The sequence below is a fragment of the Pseudomonas sp. DCB_BI genome (genome assembly GCF_026240995.1).
Lineage (GTDB): Bacteria > Pseudomonadota > Gammaproteobacteria > Pseudomonadales > Pseudomonadaceae > Aquipseudomonas.
Genome location: NZ_JAPFCG010000014.1, coordinates 38,639 through 57,656, shown reverse-complemented (window position 1 = coordinate 57,656; position 19,018 = coordinate 38,639). Strand labels below are relative to the sequence as shown.

Annotated in this window: 18 protein-coding genes; 12 read left to right on the top strand and 6 right to left on the bottom strand. The window is 62.6% G+C overall.

What is annotated here, in order from left to right; translation table 11 throughout:
- Nucleotides 1-48: 48 nt before the first annotated feature.
- Complete coding sequence (locus tag OO258_RS16340; RefSeq protein ID WP_266031625.1) at nucleotides 49-948, bottom strand: bestrophin family protein; 900 nt, start codon at nucleotides 946-948, stop codon at nucleotides 49-51.
- A 20-nt stretch (nucleotides 949-968) separates the two neighbouring features.
- Nucleotides 969-1,973, bottom strand: a complete 1,005-nt coding sequence (gene moaA, locus OO258_RS16335; protein ID WP_266031623.1) for a GTP 3',8-cyclase MoaA — start codon at nucleotides 1,971-1,973, stop codon at nucleotides 969-971.
- Between the two features lie 307 nt (nucleotides 1,974-2,280).
- On the opposite strand from moaA, the gene OO258_RS16330 reads away from it, so the two are divergent.
- Complete coding sequence (locus OO258_RS16330) at nucleotides 2,281-4,611, top strand: FdhF/YdeP family oxidoreductase (protein ID WP_266031622.1); 2,331 nt, start codon at nucleotides 2,281-2,283, stop codon at nucleotides 4,609-4,611.
- A 116-nt stretch (nucleotides 4,612-4,727) separates the two neighbouring features.
- Here OO258_RS16330 and OO258_RS16325 read toward each other — a convergent pair whose 3' ends face one another.
- Nucleotides 4,728-5,189: an Lrp/AsnC family transcriptional regulator gene (locus OO258_RS16325; protein ID WP_266031620.1), complete on the bottom strand. Its 462-nt coding sequence runs from the start codon at nucleotides 5,187-5,189 to the stop codon at nucleotides 4,728-4,730.
- A 93-nt stretch (nucleotides 5,190-5,282) separates the two neighbouring features.
- Here OO258_RS16325 and OO258_RS16320 point away from each other — a divergent pair, with 93 nt between their 5' ends.
- The gene (locus OO258_RS16320; protein ID WP_110743767.1) at nucleotides 5,283-6,464 is read left to right on the top strand and encodes a trans-sulfuration enzyme family protein; all 1,182 of its coding nucleotides are present in this window, start codon (nucleotides 5,283-5,285) and stop codon (nucleotides 6,462-6,464) included.
- A 123-nt stretch (nucleotides 6,465-6,587) separates the two neighbouring features.
- Here the strand turns inward: OO258_RS16320 and OO258_RS16315 are convergent, their stop codons facing one another.
- On the bottom strand, nucleotides 6,588-6,824 hold the full coding sequence (locus tag OO258_RS16315) for a YdcH family protein (protein WP_266031618.1): 237 nt from the start codon (nucleotides 6,822-6,824) through the stop codon (nucleotides 6,588-6,590).
- 252 nt (nucleotides 6,825-7,076) lie between these two features.
- Between OO258_RS16315 and OO258_RS16310 the strand changes: the two genes are divergently transcribed.
- The 4 genes from OO258_RS16310 (at nucleotide 7,077) to OO258_RS16295 (ending at nucleotide 11,183) form a co-directional block, all read left to right on the top strand.
- Nucleotides 7,077-8,714, top strand: a complete 1,638-nt coding sequence (locus OO258_RS16310; RefSeq protein WP_266031617.1) for a phosphoethanolamine transferase — start codon at nucleotides 7,077-7,079, stop codon at nucleotides 8,712-8,714.
- Nucleotides 8,715-8,824: 110 nt separating this feature from the next.
- Entirely contained in the window at nucleotides 8,825-9,958 is a 1,134-nt protein-coding gene (rnd, locus tag OO258_RS16305; RefSeq protein ID WP_110743764.1) for a ribonuclease D, read from the top strand.
- Nucleotides 9,955-10,248, top strand: a complete 294-nt coding sequence (locus tag OO258_RS16300; protein WP_110743763.1) for a YcgL domain-containing protein — start codon at nucleotides 9,955-9,957, stop codon at nucleotides 10,246-10,248. The genes rnd and OO258_RS16300 overlap by 4 nt, the downstream gene beginning before the upstream one ends.
- A 2-nt stretch (nucleotides 10,249-10,250) precedes the next feature.
- Complete coding sequence (locus OO258_RS16295; RefSeq protein WP_110743762.1) at nucleotides 10,251-11,183, top strand: D-2-hydroxyacid dehydrogenase; 933 nt, start codon at nucleotides 10,251-10,253, stop codon at nucleotides 11,181-11,183.
- Between the two features lie 31 nt (nucleotides 11,184-11,214).
- Here the strand turns inward: OO258_RS16295 and OO258_RS16290 are convergent, their stop codons facing one another.
- Nucleotides 11,215-11,808 (bottom strand): nitroreductase family protein, encoded by a 594-nt coding sequence (locus tag OO258_RS16290; protein WP_266031614.1) that lies wholly within the window; start codon nucleotides 11,806-11,808, stop codon nucleotides 11,215-11,217.
- 144 nt (nucleotides 11,809-11,952) lie between these two features.
- Between OO258_RS16290 and OO258_RS16285 the strand changes: the two genes are divergently transcribed.
- Nucleotides 11,953-12,402 carry a YcgN family cysteine cluster protein gene (locus OO258_RS16285; protein WP_266031612.1) on the top strand — a complete coding sequence of 150 codons (450 nt, stop codon included), beginning with the start codon at nucleotides 11,953-11,955 and terminating at the stop codon, nucleotides 12,400-12,402.
- Between the two features lie 41 nt (nucleotides 12,403-12,443).
- Nucleotides 12,444-13,652, top strand: a complete 1,209-nt coding sequence (locus OO258_RS16280) for a hypothetical protein (protein WP_266031610.1) — start codon at nucleotides 12,444-12,446, stop codon at nucleotides 13,650-13,652.
- 70 nt (nucleotides 13,653-13,722) lie between these two features.
- Here OO258_RS16280 and OO258_RS16275 read toward each other — a convergent pair whose 3' ends face one another.
- Nucleotides 13,723-14,061 carry a DUF2892 domain-containing protein gene (locus OO258_RS16275; RefSeq protein ID WP_110743758.1) on the bottom strand — a complete coding sequence of 113 codons (339 nt, stop codon included), beginning with the start codon at nucleotides 14,059-14,061 and terminating at the stop codon, nucleotides 13,723-13,725.
- A gap of 378 nt (nucleotides 14,062-14,439) precedes the next feature.
- Between OO258_RS16275 and OO258_RS16270 the strand changes: the two genes are divergently transcribed.
- From OO258_RS16270 to OO258_RS16255, 4 genes are all read left to right on the top strand, one after another.
- Nucleotides 14,440-15,156, top strand: a complete 717-nt coding sequence (locus tag OO258_RS16270) for a GntR family transcriptional regulator (RefSeq protein WP_266031607.1) — start codon at nucleotides 14,440-14,442, stop codon at nucleotides 15,154-15,156.
- Between the two features lie 61 nt (nucleotides 15,157-15,217).
- A complete protein-coding gene (locus OO258_RS16265; protein ID WP_266031605.1) occupies nucleotides 15,218-16,537 on the top strand; it encodes an NAD(P)/FAD-dependent oxidoreductase in 1,320 nt (439 codons plus the stop codon).
- A 182-nt stretch (nucleotides 16,538-16,719) separates the two neighbouring features.
- On the top strand, nucleotides 16,720-18,048 hold the full coding sequence (locus tag OO258_RS16260) for an MFS transporter (protein WP_110743755.1): 1,329 nt from the start codon (nucleotides 16,720-16,722) through the stop codon (nucleotides 18,046-18,048).
- A 71-nt stretch (nucleotides 18,049-18,119) separates the two neighbouring features.
- Nucleotides 18,120-19,013: a dihydrodipicolinate synthase family protein gene (locus OO258_RS16255; RefSeq protein ID WP_110743754.1), complete on the top strand. Its 894-nt coding sequence runs from the start codon at nucleotides 18,120-18,122 to the stop codon at nucleotides 19,011-19,013.
- Nucleotides 19,014-19,018 lie beyond the last annotated feature (5 nt).

Below are 19,018 nucleotides of genomic sequence, written 5' to 3'. Positions count from 1 at the left end.
GGGAGCGGGTTTACCCGCGAAAGGGCCAGCACAGGAGGGCGCATCTGCTCAGCTCAACACATATCCGACCGGCAACAACGCTGGCGGCAACTGCTGCTCCCCCAACCCCGCCAGCACATCCCGCTCCACAGTCCGCACCATGGCATCGGTCGGCAAATCATTCTCATCGCGCCCGAACGGGTCTTCCAGCTCGTTGCCAATCGCATCCAGCCCGAAGAACGTGTACCCCACGATGGTGGTGAACAGCGGCGCCAGCCAGCCCAGCGGCTCGGCCAGGGCAAACGGCAGCAGAATGCAGAAGATGTAGATGGTACGGTGCAGCAGCAGCGTATAGGGGAACGGCAAGGGTGTACCCTTGATCCGCTCACAGGTGGCCTGCACTTCGGTCAACCCTACCAGTCGCTGCTCCAGCAAACTGTAGCGCCAGTCACTGATCTGCTGTTGCTCTGCCAGCCTTGAGCAATGCTGGCCAATTTCGCGCAGGATGCCATCGCACACGTTGTGCGGGCTGATCGCCTCTGGCCGGGCGAGCCATGGCCGGGCAGCCGCCAGTTCGTCCTCACCGCGCAGCCGCGCATTCAATGCATGGGCAAAACCGCACAGGCTACGCAGCAGTTGATTACGCAGTTTTTCATCTGTAATGACCACGCTCTCACGCACGAACGAACGGGTTTCGATAATCAGCTTGCCCCACGCCTTGCGCCCCTCCCACCAACGATCATAACAGGCGTTGTTGCGAAAGCTCATGAAGATCGACAGCGACAGGCCCAGCAAGGTGAACGGCGTGGCGCTGACCGGGTAGAAGAATGCCGGAAAATGCCGCTCGACCAGCACGATCAGCGCCGCGAGCAGGGTGACCATCAGGCAGCGCAGGGCAATGCGCTTGACGATCGAGCCCTTGAGGGTGAACAGCACGCGCAGTACATCGGGGGTGGGGTGGACGATCATGGAAATCCAGAGACAGCCGCTCAGCCGCCGGTCATGTTCATGAAACGCAGGATCTGCACGTCGCCACCCACTTCGAAGTGGTGGCGGTAGGGCTTGAGGTGCAGCGAGTCGCGAATGGCCTTTTCCAGGCGTTCGGGGTTGCCAGGGTGGGCGCGCAGCACGTGCTTGAGGTCGACTGAATGTTCGTTGCCCAGGCACAGCAGCAGGCGGCCTTCGACGGTCAGGCGCACGCGGTTGCAGGTGGCACAGAAGTTGTGGCTGTGCGGTGAAATGAAGCCTACCCGGGTGTTGGTTGCTTCCGCCAGGCGCCAGTAGCGAGCCGGGCCTTGGGATGATTCGGTCGACTCGATCAGGGTGAACTGTTCGGCCAGCAACGCACGCACTTCATCGCTGGAGCAGAACGACTCGCCGCGTTCATGCTCGCTGATCACGCCCAGCGGCATTTCTTCGATGAAGGTGATGTCCAGCTCGCGATCGATGGCAAAGCGCACCAGGTCGACCAGCTCATGGTCATTGCGGCCTTTGAGCACCACGCAGTTGAGCTTGGTACGCTTGAACCCGGCCTGGCGGGCGGCATCGATGCCGGCGATGACCTGATGCAGGTCGCCGGTGCGGGTCAGTTGCTTGAAGCGCTCAGCGTCGAGGCTGTCGAGGCTGATGTTCAGGCGTGTCACACCCGCGTCGAACAAGGGTTGGGCCAGGCGGCCAAGTTGCGAGCCGTTGCTGGTCAGGCACAGCTCGCGCAGGCCGGGCAGGGCGGCGATGCGCCCACACAGGTCGACGATGCCCTGGCGTACCAGCGGCTCGCCGCCGGTCAGGCGGATCTTGCGGGTGCCGAGGGCGACGAAACGCTCGGCCACCTGGAACAGTTCTTCGAGGCTGAGAATTTGCTGGCGCGGCAGGAACTGCATGTCTTCGGCCATGCAGTACACACAACGGAAGTCGCAGCGGTCGGTGACCGACATCCGCAGGTAGTCGATTTTCCGGTTGAAGCCGTCGATCAGGGCCCGGCTGTTCTGTTCCACGTTCGCGCTCGAGTCTCGAAGGGGTTGGGGCATGACTCCAAGCTATAACCTGGGGGCTGGGGCGTCAAATTGCTTTGTCCGACTGGTTGATCGACGGCCTCTATCACTCGGCTTGGCATTTTCAGCGTCTGTGAGATCGAGCGCCGCCCGCGCGGCACTCGATCTCACTGGCGCTGAAGATGGCACGGCAAGCACCAGGAAGCCCATGATCGAAACCGCTTATCACCCCGTAAGATCTTTCGATTGGACGCCCCCACCCCACGCTTCATAGGCTGGAAAAAAGCATCGAAGCGTGAGGATTCATCGCATGAGCCAGGACGAACACATCAGGGACTACAAGGGCGCTGCCGCCGGCTGGGGTGCGCTGAAAAGCGTGACCAAGAGCTGGCTGGGCAGCGACAACGCCTTCAAGAACCTGCGGGCCATGCTCAAGACCAACCAGAACGGCGGCTTCGACTGCCCCGGCTGCGCCTGGGGCGAGTCGCCGGAAAGCGACATGGTCAAGTTCTGCGAAAACGGCGCCAAGGCGGTCAACTGGGAAGCCACCGGCCGCTCGGTCGACCCGGCATTCTTCGCCAAATACAGCGTCACCGCGCTGAAGGAGCAGACCGACTACTGGCTTGAGTACCAGGGCCGCCTCACCCACCCGATGCGCTACGACGCCGTCAGCGACCACTATGTCGAAACCACCTGGCAGGAGGCCTTCGCGCTGGTCGCCAGGCACCTGCGTGCGCTGCAGTCGCCGGATGAAGCCGAATTCTACACCTCGGGGCGGGCCAGCAACGAAGCGGCGTTCCTCTACCAGCTGTTCGTGCGTGCCTACGGCACCAACAACTTCCCCGACTGCTCGAACATGTGCCACGAGGCCAGTGGCGCAGGCATGTCGGAAACCCTCGGCGTGGGCAAGGGCACTGTGGTGTTCCACGACCTGGAGCTGGCCGACGCCATTTTCGTCATCGGTCAGAACCCGGGCACTAACCACCCGCGCATGCTCGAACCACTGCGCGAAGCGGTCAAACGCGGTGCCCAGGTGGTGTGCTTCAACCCGCTGAAAGAGCGGGGCCTGGAGCGCTTCCAGCACCCGCAGCACCCGTTCGAAATGCTCAGCAATGGCTCCGAGCCCACGTCCAGCGCCTACTTTCGCCCAGCCTTGGGTGGCGACATGGCGGCCATGCGCGGCATTGCCAAGTACCTCTTGCAGTGGGAGCGCGAAGCCCAGGCCAAGGGCGAGCCGGCGGTATTCGACCATGCCTTCATCGCCGCGCACACCAGTGGCGTCGATGACTACCTGGCAGCGGTGGATGCCACCTCCTGGGAGCACATCGTCAAGCAGTCGGGCCTGACCCTGGCCGAGATCGAGCTGGCCGCCAGCATGTACCGCAAGGCCGAGCGGGTGATCATGTGCTGGGCCATGGGCGTTACCCAGCACCGCCATTCGGTGCCGACCGTGCAGGAAATCGTCAACCTGCAACTGTTGCGCGGCAACGTCGGCAAGCCCGGTGCCGGCCTTTCGCCGGTGCGCGGTCACAGCAACGTGCAAGGCGACCGCACCATGGGCATCGATGAGAAGCCCAAAGCGGCGCTGCTGGATGCCATCGAAAAACGCTTCCAGTTCCGTGTGCCGCGGGGCCATGGGCACAACGCGGTGCTGGCGATCAAGGCCATGGAAGAAGGGCGGGCCAAGGTGTTCGTCGCCCTCGGGGGCAACTTTGCCCAGGCCACCCCCGATACCCCGCGCACCCACGCGGCGCTGCAGAACTGCGCACTGACCGTGCAGATTTCCACCAAGCTCAACCGCTCGCACCTGGTCACCGGGCGCGATGCGCTGATCCTGCCGTGCCTGGGCCGTACCGAAATCGACTTGCAGGCCGAGGGGCCGCAAGGCGTGACCGTGGAGGACACCTTCAGCATGGTGCACATCTCCAATGGCCAGCTGCGCCCGCGTTCGCCGCACATGCGCTCGGAACCGTGGATCATTGCCGGTATGGCAAAGGCCACGCTGGGCAACCAGCCGATCGACTGGGAGTACGCGGTGGCCGATTACAACCGCATCCGCGACATGATCGCTGACGTGATTCCGGGCTTTACCGGTTTCAATGAACGCTTGAATAGCCCAGGCGGATTCCACCTTGGCAACAATGCCGCCGATCGCAACTTCCGCACGGCCACGGGCAAAGCCCGCTTCATGCCCCACGCGCTGCCCGAGGAACTGGTCAACGCCAAGGTGCTGGCCCGTGGTGACAAGCCCGACCTGATTTTGCAGACCCTGCGTTCGCACGACCAGTACAACACCACCCTGTATGGCCTGGACGACCGTTACCGTGGGGTGTTCGGCCTGCGTGAAGTGGTGTTCGTCAACGTAGCCGACATCCGCCGCCTGGGCTTCGAACCGGGTGAGCAGGTGGACCTTGTGTCGCTGTGGGAGGATGGCGTGGAGCGGCGGGTGTCGGGGTTCCGCCTGGTGGCGTATGACGTGCCTGAGGGGCAGGCGGCGGCGTATTACCCGGAAACCAACCCGTTGGTACCGCTGGAAAGTTATGGCGAGGGAACCTACACCCCGACCTCGAAATTCGTGGCGATCAAGGTCGAGAAAGCCAAGGCGGGGAACCGCATTGCGGCGGTGTTGGCCGCGGATTGACGGGTTGGCTGTACCGGCCTCTTCGCGGGCTTGCCCGCTCCCACAGGATCACCACAGGTCTCAGGGCTGTGATGACCCTGTGGGAGCGGGCAAGCCCACGAAGAAGCCAGCACCGATCAGGCGCGATGCACCGGGTAAGCCGTGGTGTACTTCATCTGCTCCATGGCAAAACTGGAGGTAATGTTCGACAAGCCGTCGGTACGGGTAATCAGCTTCTTGTAGAACCGGTCATATGCCGCAATGTCCCCCACCACCACCCGCAGCATGTAGTCCCAGTCACCGGACATGCGGTAGAACTCCATCACTTCCTCGAACCCGGTCACGGTCGCGGCAAACTGCTCCAGCCAGGCGCTGTCATGGCGCTGGGTCTTGAGCTGGACGAACACCGTCAGCCCCAGCCCCAGCCGTTCGGGGTCCAGCAGGGCGACGCGGCCGATGATGTAGCCGTCTTCTTCCAGGCGCTTGACCCGCTTCCAGCACGGCGTGGTCGACAGGTTGACGGCCTCGGCCAGGTCCTTGAGCGAGATCGAGGCATCGCGCTGAAGCAGGGTAAGAATGTGCTGGTCGAAACTGTCCATATCGCGTGCGGGCCATGCAGGAAAATATTTCACAGATTACCCCAAGGCCAGAAGATTTGGGTTGTGCGATAGTGGCAGCTTTCACTCTGCCAGATGGGCCTGACCATGTCCGACAAGCCGCGCAATTTCGCCACCCGTACCATTCACGCTGGCGAGCAGTTCAGCGTTGCCGACAACGCTATTTTCCCGGCCATCGTCACTGCCAGCTCGTTCACCAAACGCAGCCTGGACGACAAGCCGGAGTACTCGTACAGCCGCGTTGGCAACCCTACGCGGCATGCCTATGAAACCTGTGTCGCCGCCCTGGAAGAAGGCGTGGGCGCGGTCGCCTGCGCCTCGGGGGTGAACGCTACCGCTACGGTGCTGGAGCTGCTGCCCAAGGATGCCCACGTGGTGGTGATGAACGGTGTGTACGGTGGCACCTTCCGCATCATGGAGGACTACCGCAGCCGCACCTCGGGCCTGACCACCACGTATGTCGACCTTAACGACCTCGAGGCCGTGGCCGCTGCGATCAAGCCGGAAACCCAGCTGATCTGGATCGAATCGCCAACCAACCCGTTGCTGCACCTGGTCGACATCAAGGCGGTCTGCGACCTGGCCAAGGCCAAGGGCATCCTCACCTGCATCGACAACACCTTCTGCTCGCCGTGGAACCAGCGCCCGATCACCTTGGGCGTGGACCTGGTGATGCACTCGGCCAGCAAGTACATTGGCGGCCACTCCGACCTCACCGGCGGTGTGGTGGTGGCGGCCAATGATGCGTTGCTGGCGCGCCTGCGCCGTATCAGCATGGCGATAGGGGCGGTGCAGGGGCCGTTCGACTGCTACCTGGCCCTGCGCGGCCTGAAAACCCTGGATGTGCGCATGGAGCGCCAGTGCGCCAATGCCCTGCAAGTGGCACGCTTTCTGGAAAGCCACGCGCAGGTCGAACAGGTGTATTACCCAGGGCTGGAGAGCCACCCGCAGCATGAGCTGTGCAAGCGCCAGATGCGCAGTGGCGGGGCGGTGGTGGCGATGAAAGTGAAAGGCGACCGCGCCGCGCTCAACCGCCTGGTGGAGGCGCTGCAGATCTTTGTGCTGGCCGACTCGCTGGGTGGCGTGGAAAGCATGATCAACCATTCCTGGAGCATGTCGCACTGCTCGCTGAGCCCGGAGCAGAAAGGGGTGATGGGCATCAGCGAGAACCTGCTGCGCTTGTCGGTAGGGATCGAGGATTACCGCGACCTGGTCGAGGACCTGGATGGGGCGCTGAAAGCGCTGGTTGCGGTATAAGGGCTGCAGGCCTCTTCGCGGGCTCGCCCGCTCCCACAGGGTCACCACCGCCCTTAAGACCTGTGGAGTACTTGTGGGAGCGGGCGAGCCCGCGAAGAGGCCTGCAGGTTCAATGATTTTTTGTCAGGATTTGGGCGGATGAATGATCCGTTCGATCTTGTCCTTGATCAGCAACCTTTCCTTGCGCAGTCGGGTGACGGCCTCGTCGTTGGTACCGTTGCCTTCGGCGGCGACCACCTCCTTGTCCTTGGCGTTGTATTCCTTGTGCAGCTTGTGCAGGTCCTGATCCTTGTCTATGAGCGCCTGGAACGCATCAGCGGTAACGTGCAGGTCAGCGAGCAGATCATGCGGAACTGGCATTTCTTCACCTCTGTCAGGGTTGTCGGTAAGGTCCTGACCTATGAGGATAGCCGCCTTTGCGCAGGCTTGTGACGGCTTGTCAGGCTGAATGGCAGCTGAACAAGTGGTGGTCATTTGTCCAATCATCCGCCTTCACGAAATTGTTACCGTCTTTTTCACAAAAAATTGATGACGCACTTTCTAGAGTTCGCCCAACTTTCCCACGGTGCCATTTGGCCTGGGGGTTGATAATCACTCTTGATGCGAACGCTGATGCTCAACTTCAAATCCGTGCGGACTGAATGGGTCACGCTGCTGGCCAGCCTTTACCTGCTGATCGGCTTCAACATATTTCTCTGGGAGCATCTGCAAGAGGTCGTGCCACCCGGGCTGTCGGGGTTGTGGCTGAGCCTGGCGTTCGCCGTGCTGATGCTGTTCGCCTTCAATCTGATCCTCACTTTGTTTGCATTCCAGTATGTGCTCAAGCCGTTACTTATCGTGTTGTTCATGAGTGGCGCAGGCGTGGCGTACTTCATGAACCAGTACGGCGTACTTATTGATGCCGGCATGTTCCGCAACATCGCCGAGACCAATGTTGCCGAAGTAACGGATCTTATGTCGTTCAAGTTTGCCGCTTATATCCTGCTGCTGGGTGTGCTGCCTTCGGTGCTGCTGTGGAAGGCGCCGATCGCTTACCGCCGCTGGCACCGCGAGCTGCTTGGCAAGCTGGTGGTCAGTGGTGCCTGTGTGGTGGCCCTTGGCTCGGTGGCGCTGGTCAATTATCAAGGGCTGTCGTCGCTGTTTCGCAATCACCACGAACTGCGCCTGATGCTGACCCCAAGCAATATCGTCGGGGCCTCCATTGGTTATGTCAGCGAGCGTGTCGGTACTGCCTCGCGCCCGTTCCAGCATTATGGCGAAGATGCCAAGCGGGATGCCGCCTGGCAAAAACATGAGCGCAAGTCGCTGACCGTGCTGGTGGTCGGGGAAAGTGCCCGGGCAGACCATTTCGGCGTGCTGGGCTATGAGCGCGATACCACGCCGAACCTGGCCAAGGAACAGGGCCTGCTGGCGTTTTCCGATGTGCACTCGTGCGGTACGGAAACCGCGGTCTCGGTGCCGTGCATGTTCTCGGGCATGAAGCGCAGGGATTACGATGCCCGCGTGGCGAAGAATCGCGAAGGCTTGCTGGACATTCTCCAGCGTGCCGGCCTGGCCGTGCAGTGGCGTGACAATCAGTCGGGTTGCAAAGGCACCTGCGACCGCGTCCAGTTCATCGATGTCAGCAACCTCAAGGTCCCCCAGTTGTGCGCCGATGGCGAATGCCATGACCAGATCCTGCTGCAAGGCCTTGACGCGCTGATCGACAACCTCGACAAGGACACCGTGCTGGTGCTGCACCAGATGGGCAGCCACGGCCCGGAATACTTCAAGCGCTACCCCAGTGGCAGCGAACGCTTCGCGCCGGTTTGCCATAGCAACGCGCTTAACCAGTGCAGCCAGCAGGAGATCATCAACGGCTATGACAACACCCTGGCCTATACCGACAACGTGCTGGCCTCGCTGATCGACACCCTGCGCAGCAAGCAGGACAAGGTCGACACGGCCATGATCTATCTGTCCGACCATGGCGAGTCACTGGGCGAGTACAACCTGTTCCTGCACGGCACACCCTACGCCATCGCTCCCGAGCAACAGAAGCATGTACCCCTGCTGACCTGGTTCTCCGACAGTTACAAGGCGGACTTCGGCATCGATACCGACTGCCTGGCCAAGCTCAGCGACGCCCCGCTGTCGCAGGACAACCTGTTCCACTCCATGCTCGGCCTGTTGCAGGTGCACACCCAGGTCTACCAGCAATCGCTGGACATGTTTGCCAGTTGCCGGCCCTGGCTGACGGCCAAGCGCTGAAGCCGGTCGCGTGCAAAACAGCACCACTGATCGATATCAAGGATGGCCCGGGTTTCACCAGCAGTGCCCGCGCCGTATATACTGCGCGCCAATGTTAGTGGGAGAGCCTTGTGGCCATCGAAATTCACTGGATCCGTGACGACCAGAGCCTGGCCGAACACTGCCGCGACTGGCACCAACTGCCCTTTGTCGCCGTCGATACCGAATTCATGCGGGTCGACACCTTTTACCCGAAAGCCGGGCTGATCCAGGTGGGTGACGGCCAGCGGGCCTTTCTGATCGACCCGCTGTTGATCGGCAACTGGCAACCCTTGGCCGATCTGCTCGACGACAGCGGCGTGGTCAAGGTGTTGCACGCCTGCAGCGAAGACCTTGAAGTGCTGCTGCGCCTGACCGGCAAATTGCCACAGCCGCTGTTCGACACCCAACTGGCCGCTGGTTACCTCAACCTGGGTTTCTCCATGGGCTACTCGCGCCTGGTGCAGGAAGTGCTGGGCATCGAGCTGCCCAAGGGCGAAACCCGCTCCGACTGGTTGCAGCGCCCGCTGTCGGACACCCAGGTCAGCTACGCTGCCGAAGATGCCGTGCACCTGGCCGAGCTGTTCACTGTGCTGCGCCCGCGCCTGAGTGACGACAAATACGCCTGGGTACTGGAGGACGGCGCTGAACTGGTAGCCGCCTTGCGCCGCGAAGTCGAGCCCGAAACCCTGTACCGGGACGTCAAGCTGGCCTGGAAGCTGGCCCCCCAGCAACTGGCAGTGCTGCGTGAGCTGTGCGCCTGGCGCGAGCGCGAAGCGCGCAACCGCGATGTGCCGCGCAACCGCATCCTCAAGGAGCACTCGCTATGGCCCATGGCCAAGAGCCAGCCTAACAACCTGTCGGCACTGGCCAAGATCGACGAGATGCACCCGCGCACCATTCGTCAGGACGGTGAGTTCCTTGTCCAGCTGATCAAGCGCGCCGCTAGCCTGCCTGCCGAGCAGTGGCCAGCGCCGTTGCCCGAGCCGCTGCCGATCGAGGCCGCCGGTATCCTCAAGCAGCTGCGTGCCATCGGCCAGGCCGAAGGCGAGCGCCTGGGGATTGCCCCCGAGCTGATGCTGCGCAAGAAAGCCCTGGAGGCGCTGCTCAAGAGCGGCTACCCCAATGGCCCATATCAACTGCCCGATGCGTTGCGCGGCTGGCGCCGTGAGCGCATGGGCCAGGCCCTGCTCGACAGCCTTGCAGGCGCCGGAGAAACCCCATGAAACGCATTTGCTCGATTTACAAGAGCCCCCGCAAGAACGAAATGTACCTGTACGTGCTCAAGGCCGATGGCCTGCAACGCGTGCCCGAAGGCCTGCTGCCGTTCTTCGGCACCCCCGTGCACGCGTTCGACCTGGTGCTCAGCCCCGAGCGCAAGTTGGCCCGTGAGGACATCACCAAGGTCCTGGAGAACCTCGACAACCAAGGCTACCACCTGCAAATGCCGCCACCGGATGACGACTACATCGAGCACCTGCCCGAAGAGTTGCTGCGCCGTAACGACCCGGCCTGATCATGCGCGTCCTGATTGCCGAGCATGATCATGCCCGCTACGCCGAGCTGTTGCGTACTGCTGCACCGGAAGTGGAAATCCTGACCAGTGGCGACTCCGCTGAACTGGCCCGCCAGGCACCACAGTGCCCGGTGTGGCTGGGGCAGCCGGACCTGCTGGCGAGTTTGCTGCGCCAGGGCCATAAACCGCAGTGGATGCAGTCGACCTGGGCCGGCATCACACCATTGCTGGCCGACGGCCTGCCACGTGACTACCGCCTGACCCGTGCGGTGGGCATCTTCGGCCAGGTAATGGCCGAATACATGCTGACGTATATGCTGGGCCATGAGCGCGAGGTTCTGTCGCGCCTGGTCAGCCAGGTCGAGCGGCGCTGGGATGACCGGCCGGGGCGCAGCCTGGAAGGGCGCAAGGTGCTGATCGTTGGCACTGGCGATATCGGCCAGCGCGTGGCCGAGTGCTTGCAGCCGTTTGGCGTGGAGCTGTACGGCGTTGCCAGCAGTGCCCGTGAGCAGGCACCGTTCATCGAGGTGGCGGCACTGGCCGACCTGCCGCGCATGGTCGGCCAGGTCGACTACGTGCTCAACCTGCTGCCGGATACCCCGGCCACCCACGACCTGTACGACGCGGCACTGTTCAAGTGCTTCCAGCCCACGGCGCTGTTCATCAATGCCGGGCGCGGGGTGGCGGTGGTCGATGCTGATTTGGTCGAGGCATTGAAAGAAGGCCACCTGGCCGGTGCGGTGATCGATGTGTGCCGCCAGGAGCCGCTGCCCAAGCAACACCCGTTCTGGACCGCCTGGGGCTTGCTGCTGACCGGGCACAGCTCGGCGCCCACTTCGCCAGCGGCGATGGTGCGCTTGTTTGTGGAGAATGTGCGAGCGTATGCGGCGGGGCAGGGGTTGCGTGGCGAAGTCGATTTCGCCCGGGGCTACTGATTGATGTTGCCGGTACCGGCCTCTACAAGGCTTACAGGCTGAAATCACCTTCGGCAGCCAGCTCGCTCAGCGGTTTGCGCGGGCTAGGCACTTCACGTGCCTGCAGTGCTTCATCCAGGCTGGCCTTGTCACCCAGCTTGCCGATCGCCACCATGGCATGCAGCACATAACCTTCAGGAATCTTCAGTTCCTGACGTGCCAGGTCCTGGTCGAAACCGGCCATGCCATGGGTATGCCAGCCGCTGAGGCTGGCTTGCAGGGCCAGGTGCCCCCAGGCCGAGCCTGTGTCGAAGGTGTGCCACAGCGCCGGTTTTTCTTCCGTGGCGCCCGGGGCGGCGAAGGTGGTCTTGGAAATCACCAGGACCAGCGCCGACGCCTGTTGCGCCCAGCTGCGGTTGAACGGCACCAGCAGGCTCAGGTAACGCTCCCAGCTCGGCGTGTCACGGCGGGCGTACAGGAAGCGCCAAGGCTGTGAGTTGTACGCCGACGGCGCCCAGCGGGCGGCTTCCAGGAAGCTCAGCAGCGTCTCTTCGCTGATCGCCTCGGCGGTGAAGGCGCGGGGCGACCAGCGGTTGATGAACTGCTCGTTGATGGCGTAATCGGCAATGCGGGGGTTGGCGCTCATGACGGCTCCTGCATAAGGACGGGAAAAGCGCACGCTACTGCCTCCCGTTGCGACTGACAAGCGGTCTGGCTTTGCCGAAGCCCAGGCTCTAGACTGGCGCCGCCGCGCGCCGTGGCCCCGAGATGAATGCAGGAAACCCGTGTAATGATCGCTGAAAACGCGCCGTTCTGGCGGCGCAAGACCCTCGAACAACTCGACCCGCAAGAGTGGGAGTCGCTGTGCGACGGCTGTGGCCTGTGCTGCCTGCAAAAGCTCGAGGACGAAGACGACAACAGCGTCTATTACACGCGCATCGCCTGCAAGCTGCTGGACATGCAAACCTGCCAGTGTAGCGACTACCCCAATCGCTTTGCCCACGTGCCGGACTGCATCCAGCTCACACCGGGCAAGGCCGACCAGTTCACCTGGCTGCCGAGCACCTGCGGTTACCGCCTGGTCAGTGAGGGCAAGGACCTGCCGGCCTGGCATCACCTGGTCTGTGGCGATCGCCAGCAGGTCCATGAACAGCGCATTTCCCAGTCGGGGCGTATGCTCAGGGAGCAGGACGTGCACGAAGACGACTGGGAAGACCACCTGATCTTCCGCGCCAGCTGACCCGCGCGGCCCGCTGCCACGGGGAAACAAGGAGTTTCTGTATGCGTTGCCAGCTGTTGCTGCTGTTGGGCCTGATGGCCAGTTCGCCGGCTTGGGCGAAAAAGGTCGACCTCGACTACCAGGTGCGCCTGTTACCAGCCAGTGGTCAGGCAGAGGTTCGCGTGACATTGGCCGAAGGCAGCGCCGTGCGCAGGCTGGACTTCGACCTGGGCAAAGCCGGCGCCTACAGCGGCTTCCAGGCTGACGGCCAATGGCAACTGAATGGCCAGCGTGGTGTGTGGCAGCCAGCGCCCGGCAAGACCAGCCTCAGTTACCGTGTGCAGTTGGACCAGAAACTCAGCAACGGCGCCTATTCATCGCGTATCACCCCGCATTGGGCGCTGTTCCTCGGCGACCAGCTGGTACCGCCTGCGCGCCTCGACCAGCAAGATGGTACCGAACTGGTGGCGCGCTTGGCATTCGACCTCCCCGAGGGCTGGAAAAGCATTGAGACGCCGTGGCCGCGCGTGGGCAAGGACAAGTTCCGTATCGACAATGTCTCGCGCCTGTTCGATCGCCCGACCGGCTGGATGCTCGCCGGCGACCTGGGCAGCCGCCGTGCCCGCCTGGGCGATACCGACGTGACCGTGGCCGCACCGGTAGGGCAGGGGATGCGGCGGATGGACAGCCTGACCTTGCTCACCTTCGTCTGGCCGCAATTGCAGGCGGTGTTCCCGCGCAACCCGCCGAAGCTGCTGCTGGTGGGGGCGCGTGACGGTATGTGGCGCGGAGCGATGGCGGCCCAGGGCTCGCTGTATCTGCACAGTGGCCGGCCAATGGTCAGCGAGAACGGTAGCAGCCCGTTGCTGCGTGAAGTGGTGCAGCTGTTTGCACAAATCCGCGGGCGTGATGGCAGTGACTGGCTGGTGGAGAGCCTGACCGACTATTACGCCAGTGAGTTGTTGCGCCGTTCCGGCGGGGTGAGTGACGACCGTTACCAGGCTTGGCAGGCCCGCCTGAGCAAGCAGGGCGCCAAGGTTGCCCGGCTCAAGGGGGAGCGTGCTACCCCGGCTCAGGTGGCCCGTGGCGTGATGCTGCTGCAAGCACTGGACAAGGAAATACGCATCCACACCCAGGCCAAGCGGTCGCTGGACGATGTGGTGCGCGGGCTGATGCGCCTGCCCAGCGTGAGCACCGAAGAGTTCGTGCAGATCAGCGAGAATGTGCTGGAGCGGCGCTCCGAGGTGTTGCAGAGCAAGGCGTTGCGTTAAACATCCCTGTCGCCTGTGCCAGCCTCTTCACAGGCACGCCCGCGAAGAGGCTGGCACAGGCGAAGCAAAATCAACTGGCGGACAGTGGATCCTTCCCTGTCACCGTCACCCCGCGTGTCGCCGCCTTGGCGCTGGCCTTCAACGCCGCCAGCTCCGAGGCACTGCGTTCGATATCCGAACGCAAGCGGTGGTATTCCTGCCGATGCTGCTGCCACCAGGCCTTGGTCGAGCAATGCCCGCTGACGCCACGGGCCACCGCCAGCCCTCCGACCACCATTTGCAGCAATCCAACCAGGCCGCCATGGCGGAGCCCCTTGCTGAACATCAGCGCGCCTCCCGCCAGAGAACCGACCCGTTCCAGGCCATGAACATTGTGCTGCGATGACGCAGCGGAATGAATATCGAGCATGGCAAGCCCTCCTTGTGAATGTAAGCAGCTGACCTGCAGGGCGGCGCCAGCGTTCATTCGGGTCGCCCGGCGGGCGTGGGGCTTCAAGCAACGCCATGTGACCATGCTGCCCATCGCCGGGGGATTTGTGGCGGGTTGTGGGCCGGTGCAGCGGTGAATTCCTGCACATTTGTCTGATCCGGATAATTACCTGTCCGGTTTGGCAATGCAGCCTCGAGGGTGTTTAATCTCCCCTCTAATCCCGCTGTAACCCTTGAAAATAAAGGGCCAGACAGTTTTTGCCGTTCATCGAAAATGCTGTAGACACATTGTCTAACAGTGGCCTATAGTCGTTATACAAATAGTAGACACAGCGCTATGACAACAAAGAAGGCCGCCATGAAAGCCAGTGTTCAACCCCTCACCGCCGACGTGCCGCAGGACCGCAAAGCCGTCCTCGCCGAAGCGCTGCGCCGTCGGATTCTCAGCATGGAGCTGGCGCCAGGTGCGGTGGTGGACGAGCTGGCCCTGTGCGATGAATTTGGTCTGTCGCGCCCCCCGGTGCGTGAGCTGCTGCGCCAGATTGCCGCCGAAGGCTACATCGAACTGGAAGCTAACCGCGCACCCCGTGTCGCCGCCATGAACCATGAGTCGCTGCACAGCTTCTACGTTGCTGCGCCGCTTATCTACGTGGCCACTACCCAGTTGGCCGCCACCTACGCCAGCGAAGCTGAAATCGAAGGGCTCAAGGCCATTCAGGCCCACTTCCGCCGCGCCATCGAAGAGCGCGACGTGGAAAACCGCGTGCTCTACAACGACGCCTTCCACCTGGAAATCGGCAAGATGGCGCACAACGACTACCTGCTGCCAAGCCTGCGTCGCCTGCTGATCGACCACACCCGGCTGGGCAAGATTTTCTACCGCCATCCGACCACCGATGACATGCAGCGCGACCTTGAAGTGGCCTGCGACCAGCACGACCAGATGATCCAGGCCATCGAGCGCCGCGACCCGCAAACCGCTGGCCAGTTGGTGCGCGAACATTTCGAGCTGTCCCGCCGGCGCATGGCCGAATACGCCGCACCGCAAGGGCTGGATGTACCGATTCAACTATGAGTTACCCCGGTCAGGCCGTCGGCGCTGACCCACCGTCGACAACAAGAACCAGGTTAGTGAGATGACAAGAATAAGTTCGTTACCTGCCGATGATGCCACCTGTGGTTGGTATCACCTGAGCAAGCCCCGCACGCCAAGGCCGGCCCACAGTGGCAACAGCCAGGCCCGCTGGGTGGTGGTCGGCGCCGGGTTCACCGGCTTGGCCGCCGCGCGTCAGCTGGCGACGAACTTTCCGGATGACGAGATCGTGTTGATCGAGGCGCAGGAGGTTGGCTTTGGCACCTCCGGGCGTAACGCCGGTTTTGCCATTGACCTGCCGCACGACATCGGCGCCGAGGACTACATCGGCGACATCGACATCGCCAAGACCGTGCTCAAGCTCAACCTGGGTGGCCAGTCCTACCTCAAGGAGCTGATCGAACGCTACGACATCGAGTGCCAGTTCCGCCATTGCGGCAAGTACCAGGCCGCCGTCGAGGGTCGTGGCATCGCGGTGCTGGATGCCTATCGGCGTGGCCTGGATAAACTCGGCCAACCCTACGAAGTGATCGAAGGGCGCGACCTGCCCGAGCACATTGGTACGCACTTCTACCGCAAAGGCCTGTTTACCCCCGGTACCGCCTTGCTGCAACCCTCGGCGCTGGTCAAAGGCCTGGCCGACAGCCTGCCGGGCAATGTCTCGCTGTATGAGCACACGCCGATCACCGAGGTCGAGTACGGTGACAAGGTGGTGCTGCGACACGCCAAGGGCTCGATCACCGCCGACAAGTTGGTGCTGACCACCAATGCCTTCGGCATGAGCTTCGGCTTCCTCAAGGGCCGCATGCTGCCAGTGTTCACCTACGGCAGCATTACCCGCCCGCTGACCGAGGAAGAGCAGGCCCGCCTGGGCGGCAAACCCTATTGGGGCGTGATCCCCGCAGACCCGTTCGGCACCACCATGCGCCGTACTGTCGACAACCGCCTGCTGATCCGCAACAGCTTCAGCTACAACCCCGACGGGCGCAGCAACCGCAAATACCTGGCGCGCTTCGTCGAGCGTCACCGCGAATCGTTCGCCCGGCGTTTCCCGATGTTGCCCGGCGTTGACTTCGAATACACCTGGGGCGGTGCACTGGCCTTGTCGCGTAATCACATGGGTTTCTTTGGCAACTTGGCGCCCAATGTGGTCGGCGCATTGTGCTGCAATGGCCTGGGCGTTACTCGCGGTACGGTCACCGGCAAGTTGCTGGCCGACTGGCTGGCCGGTGACAAGAACGCACTGATCGAATTTTTGCTGAATGCCCCCGGGCCTTGCTCGAACCCGCCGCAGCCCTTGGTTTCACTGGGTTTGAACGCCAACCTGATGTGGGGGCAGTTCCGCGCTGGCAAAGAAAGCTGATCGATAGCAGACGTCAGGCATAGAACAGACATGTCGGCATTCCATTCGCCGGCACGGGCTCACTCAGCCCGAAATTGATGGCCGGTAGTAATTACCGGGTACCCGGGGCTGAACAGTGTTTTCAGTTTCGCGGAGGCGCTCGCCTTGAATATGTGCATGTAGCAGAAATGGTAGGAACAATAATGACAAGTCCGAATGTTTCGATTGAAGATGTACCGATCAACAACTTTCACCAGTTGCTGACGTTGCGTTCCGGTGGCGGCTCGTTCGTTGACGGCTATGTACTGAGCCTCATCGGCGTGGCCATGGTGCAGATGTCTGCGGGCCTGAGCCTGACCAGTTTCTGGCAAGGCATGATCGCCGCGTCGGCGCTGATCGGCATTTTCTTCGGAGGCTTCTTCGGCGGTTGGCTAACCGACCGCTTCGGCCGCAAGCGCGTGTTCTTCGTCGGCCCGACCCTGTTCATCCTGGCCTCGCTGGCGCAGTTCTGGGTGGAGTCTGCACTGGCGTTGTTCCTGCTGCGTTTTGCCATCGGTATTGCAGTGGGCATCGAGTACCCCGTGGCGACATCGCTGCTGGTGGAGTTTTTGCCGAAGAAAAACCGTGGCCCGCGCCTGGCCACCCTGACCGTGCTGTGGTTCGCCGGTGCTGCCACCGCCTATATGGTCGGGGAAGCAATCCTGCGCCACGGCGGTGAGGATGCCTGGCGCCTGGTGCTGGCCAGTGCCGCGGTGATCGGCGCGCTGCTGTTCGCCATCCGTCTCGGCACACCGGAGTCGCCACGCTGGCTGATCAGCAAAGGCCGCTCGGCCGAGGCCGAACAGGTGATCAAGCGCGTGTACGGCAACAACTTCTCGCTGCAGAACCTGCCGGAAGAACCCAAGACCCGCAAGCTGTCGCTCCTCAGCCTGCTGCACTCCGGCTACGGCAAACGCATGCTGTTCGTGACCATGTTCTGGACCTGCTCAGTGATCCCGGTGTTTGCCGTATACGCTTTCGCTCCGAAAGTGTTGGGCGCGCTCAACCTGAAAGGGGACTGGGCAGCCATCGGTTCAGTCGCCATCACTTGCCTGTTCGTGGTCGGTTGCATCATCGGCACCCGCCTGCTGAACACCATCGGGCGCCGTACCACGCTGCTGCACAGCTTCTTCTGGTCAGGGCTGGCGCTGCTCGGCCTGGGTGCTTTCAGCAACGGCAACGAGATGCTCATCCTCGCCCTGTTCGGCGCTTACGCGCTGTTCATCGGAGGCGCCCAGGTGCTGCAGCTGGTCTACCCCAACGAGTTGTTTCCCACCGAGATTCGCGCTGGCGCGGTAGGCGTAGGCACCTCGATGTCGCGTGTCGGCGCGGCCGTCGGCACCTGGCTGGTCCCCATCGCGCTGGAGAGCTACGGCATTGGCGCGACCATGTACGCCGCCGCCGCCGTGACCTTCGTCGGCCTGGCTTTCTCGGTCGCGCTGGCCCCGGAAACCCGTTCCCTGAACCTGCAGCAAGCGGCTTCGCTGAGCTGAAACCTTACAACCCACCGCAGCGTGGTTGTTGCGGGCCTTACAACACTGAGCAACGCACTGGAGAACCTACCGTGAAATTCGAAGGCATCTACACCCCGGCAATCACTCCGCTGGCTGCGGACGGCTCGATCGACAAGGCGGCGTTCGCCGAGGTCCTAGAATACCTGGTCGAATCGAAAATCCACGGCGTCATCATTGGTGGCTCCACCGGCGAGTACTACGCCCACACCACCCAGGAACGCATCGACCTGGCGGCCCAGGCCAAGGACGTGCTCAATGGCCGCCTGCCGCTGATCGTCGGTACCGGCGGCATCCGCACCGAAGACGCCGTGGCCTTCGCCCAGCACGCCAAGGAAATCAAGGCTGACGCGCTGCTGGTCGGCACCCCGCCGTACGCGCTGCCGACCCAGCAGGAAATCGCCCTTCACGTCAAAGCCGTCGACGCCGCCGCCGGCCTGCCGATCATGCTCTACAACTACCCAGGCCGCATGAGCGTGAGCATGGGCGAAGCGTTCTTCGACGCCGTTGCCGACGTGAAGAACATCGTTGCCATCAAGGAAAGCTCCGGTGACATGGCCCAGCTGCACCGCCTGGCCATCCACCGCCCGAACATTCAGCTGTCGTGCGGTTGGGACGACCAGGCCCTGGAATTCTTCGCCTGGGGCGCCAAGAGCTGGGTCTGCGCCGGCTCCAACTTCATCCCCCGCGAGCACGTGGCCCTGTATGAGGCCTGCGTGATCGAGAAGGACTTCGACAAAGGCCGCAAGATCATGGCCGCCATGATGCCGCTGATGGACTTCCTCGAAGGTGGCAAGTTCGTCCAGGCGATCAAGAACGGTGTGGCCCTCAACGGCCTGAAGACCGGCGGCGTGCGCAAGCCGCTGTACGACCTGGACGATGCCGAGAAGCAAGCGCTCAAGCGCGTGGTCACCGAACTGAAAGCCACCATCGCCCAGATCAAATAAGGAGG

Bases quoted from the DNA above. Each gene is read 5' to 3' on its own strand.
- OO258_RS16340 (WP_266031625.1), bottom strand. From the start codon at position 948: ATGATCGTCCACCCCACCCCCGATGTACTGCGCGTGCTGTTCACCCTC.
- OO258_RS16330 (WP_266031622.1), top strand. From the start codon at position 2,281: ATGAGCCAGGACGAACACATCAGGGACTACAAGGGCGCTGCCGCCGGC.
- OO258_RS16325 (WP_266031620.1), bottom strand. From the start codon at position 5,189: ATGGACAGTTTCGACCAGCACATTCTTACCCTGCTTCAGCGCGATGCC.
- OO258_RS16320 (WP_110743767.1), top strand. From the start codon at position 5,283: ATGGGCCTGACCATGTCCGACAAGCCGCGCAATTTCGCCACCCGTACC.
- OO258_RS16315 (WP_266031618.1), bottom strand. From the start codon at position 6,824: ATGCCAGTTCCGCATGATCTGCTCGCTGACCTGCACGTTACCGCTGAT.
- OO258_RS16310 (WP_266031617.1), top strand. From the start codon at position 7,077: ATGCTCAACTTCAAATCCGTGCGGACTGAATGGGTCACGCTGCTGGCC.
- OO258_RS16300 (WP_110743763.1), top strand. From the start codon at position 9,955: ATGAAACGCATTTGCTCGATTTACAAGAGCCCCCGCAAGAACGAAATG.
- OO258_RS16295 (WP_110743762.1), top strand. From the start codon at position 10,251: ATGCGCGTCCTGATTGCCGAGCATGATCATGCCCGCTACGCCGAGCTG.
- OO258_RS16290 (WP_266031614.1), bottom strand. From the start codon at position 11,808: ATGAGCGCCAACCCCCGCATTGCCGATTACGCCATCAACGAGCAGTTC.
- OO258_RS16285 (WP_266031612.1), top strand. From the start codon at position 11,953: ATGATCGCTGAAAACGCGCCGTTCTGGCGGCGCAAGACCCTCGAACAA.
- OO258_RS16280 (WP_266031610.1), top strand. From the start codon at position 12,444: ATGCGTTGCCAGCTGTTGCTGCTGTTGGGCCTGATGGCCAGTTCGCCG.
- OO258_RS16275 (WP_110743758.1), bottom strand. From the start codon at position 14,061: ATGCTCGATATTCATTCCGCTGCGTCATCGCAGCACAATGTTCATGGC.
- OO258_RS16270 (WP_266031607.1), top strand. From the start codon at position 14,440: ATGAAAGCCAGTGTTCAACCCCTCACCGCCGACGTGCCGCAGGACCGC.
- OO258_RS16265 (WP_266031605.1), top strand. From the start codon at position 15,218: ATGACAAGAATAAGTTCGTTACCTGCCGATGATGCCACCTGTGGTTGG.
- OO258_RS16260 (WP_110743755.1), top strand. From the start codon at position 16,720: ATGACAAGTCCGAATGTTTCGATTGAAGATGTACCGATCAACAACTTT.